The organism is Stenotrophomonas sp. AC248 (genome assembly GCF_979258185.1).
The window spans coordinates 3,195,529-3,207,618 of record NZ_OZ409840.1 but is presented as its reverse complement, the minus strand read 5'-3'; the positions used below and the strand labels follow the sequence as shown (position 1 = coordinate 3,207,618).

Below are 12,090 nucleotides of genomic sequence, written 5' to 3'. Positions count from 1 at the left end.
ATCCGGCAAAAGCCACCCGCGACAGACATGAAAAAACCGGCCTTTCGGCCGGTTTTTTCATGGGGCGTTGGAGCCGACCGTAGCCGGCCCCAGCGCACGGTCAGCGTGCCGCCGGTGCGGTCGCGGCCGGGGTGGCCGCGGCGGTGGCCGCCGGTGCCTTCCAGCCGCACATCTGGCCCTGGTTCTGCTGCTTGAGCCAGTCGTTGACCGGGGTGAAGTACTCGATCATCGGGCCGGCATCGAGCTTGTCGCCGCCGGTGATCTCGCGCAGCGTGGCCTGCCACGGCTGGCTGGCACCCTTGCTCAGCATCGCCCAGAACTTCTGCCCGGCTTCCTTGTTGCCGTAGAAGCTGCACTGGTGCAGCGGGCCCTTGTAGCCGGAGGCATCGCACAGGCCCTTGTAGAACTGGAACTGCAGGATGCGCGCCAGGAAGTAGCGGGTGTACGGGGTGTTGCCCGGCACGTGGTACTTGGCGCCCGGATCGAAGAACTCCTCACCGCGCGTACCCACCGGTGCCACGCCCTGGTACTTGGCCTTCAGGTCCCACCATGCCTGGTTGTAGTGGTCCGGGGTGATGGAGCCATCGAACACGCCCCAGCGCCAGCGGTCGATCATCAGGCCGAACGGCAGGAACGACACGCCGCTGAGAGCCATGCGCATCTGCGCGTTGATGGTGGCCTCGCGGCTTTCCTGCGGCTTGTCGACCAGGCCGATGGAGTTGAGGTACTGCGGGGTCATCGCCAGCACGATGGTGTCGCCGATCGCTTCATGGAAGCCATCGTTGGCACCGCCCTGGAACAGCGGCGGCAGCGGGTTGTAGGCCAGGTCGTAATAGATGTGGCCCAGCTCGTGGTAGATGGTGGTGAAGTTTTCTTCGGTGGGCTTGATGCACATTTTGGTGCGCACGTCGCCGTCCATGTTCATGTCCCAGGCGCTGGCGTGGCAGACCACGTCGCGGTCCAGCGGCTTGATGAACTGGGTCTTGTCCCAGTACGACTTGGGCAGCGCGGGCATGCCGAGCGAGACGTAGAAGTCCTGCGCACGTTCGGTCATCTGCTTGGCGGTACGCAGTTCGGCCTCGCGCTGCGCCTTGAACTGCGCTTCGATGGTGGCGTTGTTGCCGCCGGCCTTGGCCAGCGCGCCGCTGAGGTTGGTCTGGTACTGCTTTTCCAGTGCGGCGGTGATGTCCAGGCTGCCGGCGCCGGGATACGGTTCCAGCTGGTCCCAGAGGTTGGACCAGTCCTGCTGCCACATGTTGCCGAGCAGGTGGGCGGCGATCAGGCCACCCTCGGTTTCGGCCTTGTCCTTGCCGTAGGTGTCATCCAGCTTGGTACGGGCGTAGCAGTGGAGCTGTTCGTACATGGGCTTGACCTGTTCCCACAGGCGGTCGGTTTCCGGGCCGATCTGCTCGGGGGGCATGTCGTAGCCGCTGCGCCACATCTGGCCGGCGTCGGCGAAGCCCATTTCCTTGGCACCTTCGTTGACCAGGCCGACGAAGCGCTGGTAGTCGGCGCGCATGGGTTTGGTGGTGGCGTGCCAGCCCTGCCAGGCGTCAAGCTGTTTGTCGTAGTCGCGGCTGCGGGCCAGGACCTGTTCGAGGTCGCCAAGCTGGCGGCAGGTGGCGGGGTTGGCGTCATCGGTGCAGTACTTGCCCGAGCCGTAGGCGCCTTCCATGCGGCTGGCGATGCGGGTGAGCTCGGAGAGCTTGGCCGGGTCGCGCGGGGCGGGCATGGAGGTCATGAGTTTGAGGAGGTGGATCTGGCGCTTGGTATCCTCGCTCATGGGCTTGCCGTCATAGGTGCCGGCCTGGGTGATCCAGCCGTTGAGGACGGTGAGCCAGCGTTCGTTGGCCTTGGCCGCCACGCGCTCGGAATCCTCGTTGATGTAGGTCGAGGAGAGCCACTGTGCCGAGGTCATTTCCGGGTACATGGCCTTGTACTCGGCGTTGACGCGGGCGATGAACTGGTCCGCGGTTTCGGTCGGGGTGGCAGCAGCCGCGGCGGGGGCATCGGCCGGGGTCGTTTCCTTCTGGCAGGCCGCCAGCGTCAGTGCGGCAGCACTGACAGCCAGGGCCAGCAGGAGCGGGCGGTGGTTCACGGGGACATCCTTGGGTGGTGACAGACCGGCGAAGGCTAGTGAAGCGTCCGTCACACCGCAAGGGGCAGGGCAGCACGCACGCGCTTTGCGCGCCAACAACATGGCGTCATTGCTGCTGTTGGCGGGTCGGTACGGGCGGGTTGGCGGGACACGCCGCAAGTACGTCCGTGTAGGCTCGTGAGCGCCATCCATGGCGCCCAACGGTCCCGCCAACCCACCCGTACCGACCCGTCCACACAGGGCTGGTGCGCATGGCAACGGCAACGGCAGGTGCAACTACAACGGCAACGACCAGCATTGCGCTTGGGTCATGGCCGACGTTGGCTGCATGTGTCTTTGCTATCCGGCGAAGCAGAACCGGAGAGGGGAGAGTGGCCAGCAGGAAACTAGGCCTCGCACCCTGCAAACAGATCGCGGTCGCGTTCGTAGATGGCCGTCTTGACCTGCATCAGCCCCAGGACGGACGGGAAGAGGTTGTCGTGGTCGGTGTACTTGCCCGCGCGCTGGCGCACACAGGCGAGGTTGAGCCCGCGGTTGGCGGCGAAGGACGGGGAGAACCACATGGTCATCGGTACCCGCGTCTGTTCCTGCGGTGCAATCGCGTACGGCATGCCGTGCAGGAACAGGCCCTTCTCGCCGAGTGATTCGCCGTGGTCGGACAGGTAGATCATCGCCGTGTCGTAGTCGTCCATGCCTTTCAGGGTGCCGATCGTGCGCGACAGCAGGTGGTCGGTATACAGCAGTGCGTTGTCGTAGCTGTTGGTGATCTGCTCGCGGCTGCACTTGCCCAGGTCGGCGGTGTCGCAGGTGGGCGTGAAGTGGCGGAAGCGGGCCGGGTAGCGTTCGAAGTAGCTCGGCCCGTGGTTGCCCAGCTGGTGCAGTACCACCACCCGGTCGCCGGGTTTGGCGCGTACCTGCGCGGCCAGGTCGTCGATCAGGATCTCGTCCATGCAGCGTCCGTTGGCGCACAGCTGCGGGTGCTTGGCATCGTCCAGTGCCTGCATCGGCAGCCCTTCGCAGACCCCCTTGCAGCCGGACTGGTTGTCACGCCACAACGTGCTGATGCCGGTGCGGTCCAGCACGTGCAGCAACGACTGGTGCGCGCGGATCTTTTTCTCGTCGTAGTCATGGCGACCGTACGGCGAGAACAGGCACGGCAGCGATACTTCGGTGCTGGTGCCGCACGAATGCATGTCCGGGAAGTTGATCACCCCAGCCTGCGCCAGTTCCGGTGTGGTCTGCCTGGCATAGCCGTTCAGACCCCAGTTCTGCGCGCGTGCGGTTTCGCCCATCACGATCACCAGCAACCGCGGCCGGCTGCCTGCGGCGCGCGGCGTGGCCGTGGCGTCGGTGCCGATCGGCAGCTTGGGGGCGCGCTGGATCGGATTGTCGCCGCGCAGCGCTTTCGGCAGCCCCAGCAGGACGTTGCCCGGGGTAGCCAGATAACGCACCTCGCGCTGATTGCGCATCAGCGCCGACATTTCCTGGAACGACAGCATCGCCCCGCCCAGTGCCACCAGCAGCGAGAGCAGCAGGAAGCCGGCGCGCCACAGCAGCGCCTTGCCCCAGCTGCGCTTGACCAGCTGTACCCGCCACAGCACCAGCATCGGCAGCAGCGCCAGCAATACCAGCGGCGCAATCAGCGCCGAGGTCATCAGCTCACGGCTTTCCTTGTGGTCGGTGGCCAGCACGTTGCGCAGCATGTCCGCATCCAGGTAGATGTGGTAACTGCCCATGTAGTGCGCGGCCATCGCGGTGCACAGCAGCAATACCCCGATCACTACCTTGGCGTTCCACCGCCACACCAGCAGGCCCATCAGCAGGCAGTGCGCGCCCACCAGAAACAGCAGCAGCGAGGTGGCAAAGCGCAGGCTGCCCGGGTGGGTGGCCATGGCGCTGTGCCAGAACAGGCCATTGCAGGCCAGCGCGAAGAACACGCTGGTCAGTACGATCAGCGCTTCGGTCGACAGCTGTGGGCGCCAGCTGCGCCAGCGTGCCAGCCCGGTGAACCGTCCCGTGCGGAGTACGGACGCACTCATGCCAGCTCTCCCTGTGGCAATGCGTTATGAGGCACGCGCGATCGTTTCAGCAGCGGTTGCACCGCCAGGTACAGCAGCAGCGACACCAGCCAGCAGGTCGCCAGCGTCCACAGATCATGGGACAGGAAATGCGCGCCACGCAGCTGCTGGGCCAGGCCGAACACCCCACCTGCCACCAGTCCGACTACCAGCCCACGCCAGCGCCACGCCGGACGCACCATCAGGGCGAAGAAGTACAGGCTGACCCATGCGTATCCCGCGCTTGAGTGGCCGGCAGGAAAACAGATGCCACGAGCCATGTCATGTGGCCGTGAAGCGAACAGGCCGATGTACTCGCGCGCACCGCCGTACCGGGCCAGATCCCACGGGCAATCCATGTTGGTCACCGACTTGAGCGCCGAGACCAGGCCGGTACCCAGCGCCACCGCCAGCACCAAGTACAGCAGCGGCCAGCGCCACGCGGCAGCGCGCTCGCTGCGCCAGGCATGCGTGCACAGCACGATCACCACCAGCGCGGCGGCCGTACTCGCCCACTTGCCTGCCTTGTGCACCAGATGGCTGGTGACCCAGGCGTTCTGCAGTGCCCAGTGATGGCCCTCCAGCCGATAGAACTGGTCAGCCAGCCACTGGTCCCCGCCGAAGCTCATCAGCAGCGTGCTGGCGGCCAGGGTCGCCACCAGGGGCAGCCACAAATGCCCGCGCAGGAAGCGCGGGTTCGACGTGGTGACGACCGGAACAAGGTCAACGGTTGCAGCGGGCGCTGAGGGCATGGGCGATGAGGCGGCGGGTTGGGGTCGCAGCCATGGTCGTCAGCGCGCTGTCGGAAAGCGGTCGGATCCGTGTTGGCCCCGGGTTAAATCGGGGCCACGTGGGACATTCGTTCAGTCCTGCTCGTCTTCAGAAGCCGCCGCGCCTTGCAGATGCGAATGACAATCGGTGCGCCACGCGGTGCCGGGCAGCAGCTGCCAGCGGTTGCGGTTGCTGCTGCCGATATCGATCACCTGCGAGCGGTCCACACACGGGCTCATGGCCTGGTCCAGCACCAGCAGCCAGCGTGCCCGCGGTGCCTGCGCGAGCCACGGGCCGGCATCCTGCCATTGTTCGTCCCACGGCCGCTTGAAGCCAAACTCGGTGACCTTGCGATCGGCCTGCAACAGGTTCTGCTCACGCCAGGCGAGCATGCCCAGCTCGGCCTGCGGACCGATTCGCTGGCCAACCCGCTGCATCAATGCCGATGCCGAACTGTAGGGGTCCAGCGCGGGCATCAGGCCCCAGCCGTACAGATTCCACAGAAGGAATGCGGTAAGCACAGCCAATGCCCCGGCGCGTCGTTGCCGCAGCGACGCGACCAGAGCGGCCAGCACCACCCCGAAGCCGAGCATCCAGCTGCCGAGTACGGGCAGCAGGCTGTCGGGCATTTCGCGCCGTGCCAGCTGCGCGTGCGCCCACGCACTGCCACTGAGCAACTGCGTGCCGATGTACAGTGCGGCCAATGCAAGCAGGGCCACATAGGCCAGCAGCAGCCAGCGCGCCCCGGCCTTGCGCAGCAGGCCCGGCAGCAACGGCGCGGCAGCCACGCACAGCAGCGGCAGCATCGGGAAGATGTAGACCTCGCGTTTGCCGGGGCTGGCACTGAAGAACACCAGCACAAGCAGCGACCATCCCAGCAGCAGCCAGTAGCGGCCGTCCAGGCGCTTGAGCCGCCGCCACCAGGCCGGCAGCAGCGCGGGCAGCAGCAGGCTGCCCGGCAGCCACAACGTGACCATCACCTGCAGGTAGTACCAAGCCGGTTGCACGTGGTGCCAGGCATTGGCATAGCGGGTGCCGGTCTGCTTGAACAGCAGTTCGCGCGCGTAGGCCTGCAGGCTGGGCTCGGGATCGTTCAACAGCGCGATGCCCAGCGGCCCCAGCCATACGGCGGTACCGAGCAGGAAGGCCGGCAGCAGCCACCACAGGCTGCGTGCGCTTGCCGCACCCACAGGGCGCGCCTGATCGCGGTTGCGCCAGCGCCACAGCGCCCACGGCAGCAGCACCAGCAACGGCAGAAAGCCCACGCCCTTGGTCACTGTGCCCAGCCCGGCGGCAAACCCGGCCAGCCAGAGCGCGCCCAGGTTGCGCCGCTCCAGCAGGTGGCGCAGCAGGCCCCACATCGCCAGCGTGGTCATCGCCACCAGCACCATGTCGATCTGGGCGCGCTTGGCCATCAGGCCGAACTGCAGGCAGCTGAACAAGGCAAGCACCGCCCACCATGCCACCCGCCGGTTCCATAGCCGTCGTGCCAGGTCCCAGGTCAGCCACAGGGTCAGCAGGCCGGCCAACAGCGAGGGCACCAGGAAGGCCAGGTCCCAGCCGCCGAACACCGTGTGGCTGGCCGCCTGCATCCACATGAACACGGGCGGCTTCTCGGCGTACAGCTCGCCGCCGCGATGGGGCAGCAGCCAGTTGCCGCTGTCCACCATCGCGCGGGCGGCCAGCACGAAGCGGGGTTCGTCCGGCGGGGAGGGTTGGCGCAGGCCCATGCCGGCCAGCAGGGCCAACACGATGCCCACGCAGACCAGAATCCGCCAGCGATTGCGCAGCAACAACGCGTCGGACATGCGAGGATCCTTCAGCAAAACGATCACTGTCGCCCCGACAGCGTAGGAAAAGCGTCGAAGCCGGGTCATTGCGACCGGATTCCGACATGGATCGGGCTACCATGCGCCGATCCGTTCACGAGAGTCTGCCATGCGGCTCCTGGTCATTGAAGACAACCGCCAACTGGTCGCCAACCTGTTCGACTACTTCGAGTCGCGCTGGCCACGTGCTGGACGTCGCCCCGGACGGCATCACCGGCCTGCATCTGGCCGCCAGCCACGCCTACGACGCGGTGATCCTGGACTGGATGCTGCCGCGCATGGAAGGCCCGGAAGTGCTGCGCCGCCTACGCGCCGAGCATGGGTCGGAAGTGCCGGTGATCATGCTGACCGCGCGCGATGAGCTGCCGGACAAGATCGCCGGCTTCCGTGCCGGTGCCGACGACTACCTGACCAAGCCCTTTGCGCTGCCTGAGCTGGAAGTGCGCCTGGAGGCGCTGATGGTGCGTGCGCATGGGCGCAACCCGCGCAAAGTACTGGAAGTGGCTGATCTCAAGCTGGATCTGGCCACGCTGGAGGCTTATCGCGACGGCAGGGTGCTGCACCTGTATCCGGCCTGCCGCAAGCTGCTGGAAGTGCTGATGCGTGCCAGCCCCGGCGCGGTGACCCGGCAGCAGCTGGAGTTCGCGCTGTGGGGCGATGAACCACCCGATGGCGACCTGCTGCGTTCGCATGTCTACGAGCTGCGTCGCAGTGTGGACGGCGCCTCCGCGCAGAAGTTGATCCACACCTTGCCGCGGGTCGGTTACCGGCTGGGCCTGATCGGTTCGGGATCCAGCAATGAAGCCGCATAAGCCTGCGCCACTGCACCGCCGGCTGGTGTGGTGGCTGCTGGCGTACCTGGCACTGATCTCCATCGCGGTGTTCAGCGTGGGCAACTACGTGCATGAACATGCCGAGCATTCGGCCTGGCGCGCGTTGCTCAACTCCGAGCTGGACAGCATCGTCAACCACATCGAGCACGAGCCGCATTACCGCTGGCAGGACTCCGATACGCTTCGACTTTTCACCATCGACGGCAGTGACGCCGTCCCGCAACCTCTGCGCACGCTGCATCCCGGGCTGCACGACGGCATCGTGATCAACGGCCGGTCCAGTGCGGTGATGGTGCGTGAGACCGATAACCTTGGCCGGCTGGCGCTGGCGCTGGACATCAACGACTTCCACGAACTGGAGGAGTTCGCCACGCGGTGGGTGATGCTGGCCGGGGTGGTAATGATCATCGTGACGGTGCTGATGGCCTCGTTCGGCGTCAGCCGACTCGTTCGTCCACTCAGTTCTCTGGCCAAGCGCATCGACCACCTCAAACCCGGGGTGCCGGGACAGCGGGTGATCGTGGACCCGCGCGGCAGCTCGGAGCTGTATGTGATCGCCGACGCAGTCAATGATTACCTCACCCGCAACGAGCAGTTCGTCGAGCGTGAGCGGGCCTTCATCACAACCGCCAGCCATGAACTGCGCACGCCGATCGCGGTGATTACCGGTGCGGCCGAACTGGCGCTGGGGCAGCCGGCCCTGCCCGAACGTGCCCGCGTGCAGATGCAGCGCGTGCATCGCACCGCGCAGGGCGTGGAACAGTTGATCCAGCTGCTGCTGGTGCTCGCGCGCGACCCGGCGCGCCTGATCGCACTGGGCGAACGCATCGCGCTGGACCAGCTGGTGCCAGACATCATCGAGGACCATCGCCACCTGATGGGTGACAAGGACCTGCGCATCGAGGTGGACGGACTGGCGCCGGTGGAGATCATTGCGCCACTGGGCGTGGTGCAGGCCGCCATCGGCAACCTGCTGCGCAATGCGATCGAGAACAGCGGCCGCGGCACCATCCATATCCAGCTGTCGAGTACCGCCGTAGTCACCCTGCAGGACCCCGGCCATGGCATGAGCCCGGAAGAAATCGCCGCCGTGCACGCGCGGATGGCGCGTGGCGATCGCAATGAGCAGAGTGGCATCGGGCTGGAGCTGATCGCCAAACTCTGCGACCACCTGGGCTGGGCCTTGCAGCTGGAGCCCTGTGCGCCACGCGGCACCCGGGTGATTCTGGATCTGGGTGCGTCGCTTCCGCAGGCACTGCGCGACGCGATGACGTAATCGACCTGGCGAACGCTGCACTGCAGGGTGGCGCAGCGTGAAGATGATGTTAACCTCTGGAAGGGCGCCGCTTTATGCGGCGCTTTTTTTTCTTCGATCGACAGAGGATGGCAAGATGCCGACCGAAACCAGTACTGCCCTGATCACCAACGATATCGTCGGGCTTGGCCTGATTGCCGCCACGCTCGCCGTGATTTTCTGGGCGGCCAGTGGCCCGACGCCCCGCCTGAAAAAGATCTTCGCCTGGGTGCCGGCGTTGCTGCTGTGCTACTTCATCCCGGCCATCTACAACACCGCCGGCCTCATCGACGGCCACAACACCTCGCTCTACAACCCGGTGGCGCGCGACGTGCTGCTGCCGGCCGCGCTGGTGCTGCTGACCCTGTCGATCGACCTCAAGGGCATCCTCAAGCTGGGCCCGAAGCTGCTGGTGATGTTCTGCGCCGGTACGCTGGGGATCATCCTTGGCGCGATCGTGTCGTTCCAGGCAATGTCCTGGATCCATCCGGCAACCGTCGCAGGCGATACCTGGAAGGGCATGGCCGCACTGGCCGGCAGCTGGATCGGCGGCGGGGCCAACATGGTCGCGATGCGCGAAGTATTCGGCACCGACGCCACCACCTTCGGCCAGTTCGCCGTGGTGGATGTGGCCTGTGCCAGCCTGTGGATGGCGGTGCTGCTGTTCCTGGCCAACCGCGCCCAGCAGATCGACACGCGCAACGGGGCCGATACCTCGGCCATCGATGAAATGAAGGCGCGTATTTCCGCCTATGAAGCGCAGAACGCCCGCATTCCCAGTCTCACCGACCTGATGGTGATCGTGGGCGTGGCGCTGGGCGGGGTGGGCCTGGCGCATGCCATCGCCGCACCGCTGAGCGGGTGGTTCAAGGCCAACGTCAGCTGGGCCAGCCAGTTCAGCCTGGACAGCGCGTTCGTGTGGGTGGTGCTGTTGTCCACCGCCTTGGGCCTGGGCTTGAGCTTCACCCGCGCGCGGCGGCTGGAGTCGGCCGGTGCATCGCGCCTGGGCACGCTGTTCCTGTACTTCCTGATCGCCTGCATCGGCATGCAGATGGACCTGTTGTCACTGCTGGATCGCCCGTGGCTGTTCGCGCTGGGCGCGATCTGGATGCTCACCCACATCCTGGTGCTGTGGATTGCCGCCAAGCTGCTGCGCGCGCCGTTGTTCTTCTTTGCGATCGGTTCGCAGGGCAACATCGGCGCCGCTGCATCGGCCCCGGTGGTGGCTGCTGCGTTCCATCCCTCGCTGGCTCCGGTGGGCGTGCTGCTGGGCACGGTGGGCTACGCCACCGGCACCGGCCTGGCCTATGTCACCGGCCTGATCCTCAAATGGATGGCCGGGGCCTGACCCGCCAACCCGGTAGTGCCGGCCGCTGGCCGGCTCCACGCAGCCCACTGGTAGTGCCGGCCGCTGGCCGGCTCCACGCAGCCCACTGGTAGTGCCGGCCGCTGGCCGGCTCCACGCAGCCCACTGGTAGTGCCGGCCGCTGGCCGGCTCCACATCAACCCATGGTGTCACCTGGAGCCGGCCAGCGGCCGGCACTACCGGGGAATTGACATTGGCCTGGAGCCGGCCAGCGGCCGGCACTACCCTTCGACGTGCAGAGTGTGGAACGGGTATCAGACGCAGCGGCGATTGCACCGTAACGTGCGGCGTTATGCGCCATTCCGTGGCAGGGGGCATCACGGGTGGGAATCTCCGCCGATGGCAATCGGCGTCCAGCCAGGACGTTGCATGAAACCGCAGGGACTGTTCCGATGCTGTGTCACCGCGCTGCTGTTGTTGGCCAGCGCCACCGCCGTTGCCCAGACCGCGCGCATCGAGCGCGCCGATGTGCAGGCCATTACCGATGCCAGTGCCCGTGATGTGGCCGCGCTGATCGCCCAGCCGGGCTTCGCCACGGCGGTGACCGGCGCCCTCGCCACGCGCCCGGACGGCGTGCCGCTGGCCCGGGTGATGGCGCGCTTCGACCCGCAGGCGCGCACCCAGGCCTCGCGCACGCTGGCTGCCCAGGATCGCCAGTTGCGCCAGCAGAAAGGGTTGCCCGCCGCGGGCGCGGACCTGCTGCAACTGCGCGCCTACGTCCCCGCTGGCACCCGGCTGACCGACGTGCCCGCCGCGCAGCTGTGGGTGGCGGTGCTCCCGCGCGGTGATGACCGCCACTGGACCACGCTGACCGCCTACGACCCGCAGGGGCGTCGCCACACGCTGGACGCGCGCACCGCCCCGGCCTTCCCGGTATTGATCGTCGACGTGGATACGCGCACGGCGGTGGAAGAGGGCATGGCGGTGGTCAATGCGGGGCTGCAGGCGCGCGGCCTGCAATCGCCGGACCGCATCCGGCTGGCCGCCAACGGCAGCGCCTCGCTCGACCTGACCCGGTTGGACCGCATCCGCCTGGCCGACGACCAGGAGCCGTGGGCGCTGGGCGGCGCGGAGGTGTTCGCGGTGGTGTCGGGCCTGCAGATCGGCGCGGCCGAACCGGAGATGGCCACGCTGACCCTGCCGTACCTGGACCACGACACCACCGACTACACGCCCGGCCAACCGCTGGTGATCTGGGGCAACTACCGCTTCGACGCGGCCAACGTGCAGCTGTTCGAAGATGACGGCGACACCAACTACCAGGATCTGCTGGTGGCCTTGACCGATGGCGTCAAGGCGGTACTGGGCGCGTTCGCGCCGGAGTACGCGGTGATCGCCGACATCGCCGGCGCCATCCTCAAGGCGATGCCGACCACTTGGTTCGCCAACGACACCGACTACCTGGACAGCTTCTACCTGCTGCAGCGCGGGCAGGCCTACACCGACCGCATGGGCGCGGCCAACAACGCCAAGGTCACGCTGACCCCGGTAACCCTGACCGAATAACGGGTAGTGCCGGCCGCTGGCCGGCTCCTCGCAACATCGACGCAAAGGTAATGCCGGCCGCTGGCCGGCTCCTCGCAATATCGACGCAAAGGTAGTGCCGGCCGTGGGCCGGCTCCTCGCAATATCGACGCAAAGGTAGTGCCGGCCGCTGGCCGGCTCCTCGCAATATCGACGCAAAGGTAGTGCCGGCCGCTGGCCGGCTCCAGGTGAAACCGTGGGTTCATGAGGAGCCGGCCAGCGGCCGGCACTACCAGGTAAGGTTCACGGGCGCCGCCGGAACCAGGTGCGGTTCACGGGAACCGGTCGAACCCGGTGAGGTTCACGGGTGCCGACCAA

At 66.8% G+C, this 12,090-nt stretch carries 7 protein-coding genes and 1 pseudogene; 4 read left to right on the top strand and 4 right to left on the bottom strand.

Annotated elements, in window-relative coordinates:
- Nucleotides 1-100 precede the first annotated feature (100 nt).
- The 4 genes from ACZ0AE_RS14620 to ACZ0AE_RS14605 form a co-directional block, all read right to left on the bottom strand.
- Nucleotides 101-2,098 carry a M2 family metallopeptidase gene (locus tag ACZ0AE_RS14620; RefSeq protein ID WP_463601451.1) on the bottom strand — a complete coding sequence of 666 codons (1,998 nt, stop codon included), beginning with the start codon at nucleotides 2,096-2,098 and terminating at the stop codon, nucleotides 101-103.
- A gap of 386 nt (nucleotides 2,099-2,484) precedes the next feature.
- Nucleotides 2,485-4,137, bottom strand: coding sequence for a phosphoethanolamine transferase (locus tag ACZ0AE_RS14615; RefSeq protein ID WP_463601450.1), 1,653 nt, complete (start codon nucleotides 4,135-4,137; stop codon nucleotides 2,485-2,487).
- The gene (locus tag ACZ0AE_RS14610; protein WP_463601449.1) at nucleotides 4,134-4,907 is read right to left on the bottom strand and encodes a phosphatase PAP2 family protein; all 774 of its coding nucleotides are present in this window, start codon (nucleotides 4,905-4,907) and stop codon (nucleotides 4,134-4,136) included. Before ACZ0AE_RS14610 ends, ACZ0AE_RS14615 begins: the two co-directional genes overlap by 4 nt.
- Before the next feature lie 111 nt (nucleotides 4,908-5,018).
- Nucleotides 5,019-6,734, bottom strand: coding sequence for an ArnT family glycosyltransferase (locus ACZ0AE_RS14605; protein WP_038686962.1), 1,716 nt, complete (start codon nucleotides 6,732-6,734; stop codon nucleotides 5,019-5,021).
- A 130-nt stretch (nucleotides 6,735-6,864) separates the two neighbouring features.
- Here ACZ0AE_RS14605 and ACZ0AE_RS14600 point away from each other — a divergent pair.
- The 4 genes and pseudogenes from ACZ0AE_RS14600 (at nucleotide 6,865) to ACZ0AE_RS14585 (ending at nucleotide 11,754) form a co-directional block, all read left to right on the top strand.
- Nucleotides 6,865-7,567: pseudogene (locus ACZ0AE_RS14600) on the top strand (response regulator transcription factor).
- On the top strand, nucleotides 7,554-8,864 hold the full coding sequence (locus tag ACZ0AE_RS14595) for a sensor histidine kinase (RefSeq protein WP_038686965.1): 1,311 nt from the start codon (nucleotides 7,554-7,556) through the stop codon (nucleotides 8,862-8,864). Before ACZ0AE_RS14600 ends, ACZ0AE_RS14595 begins: the two are co-directional and overlap by 14 nt.
- 115 nt (nucleotides 8,865-8,979) lie before the next feature.
- Complete coding sequence (locus ACZ0AE_RS14590; protein WP_038686967.1) at nucleotides 8,980-10,230, top strand: DUF819 family protein; 1,251 nt, start codon at nucleotides 8,980-8,982, stop codon at nucleotides 10,228-10,230.
- A 387-nt stretch (nucleotides 10,231-10,617) separates the two neighbouring features.
- Nucleotides 10,618-11,754 (top strand): DUF3103 family protein, encoded by a 1,137-nt coding sequence (locus ACZ0AE_RS14585; protein WP_463601448.1) that lies wholly within the window; start codon nucleotides 10,618-10,620, stop codon nucleotides 11,752-11,754.
- The last annotated feature ends 336 nt before the right edge of the window (nucleotides 11,755-12,090 follow it).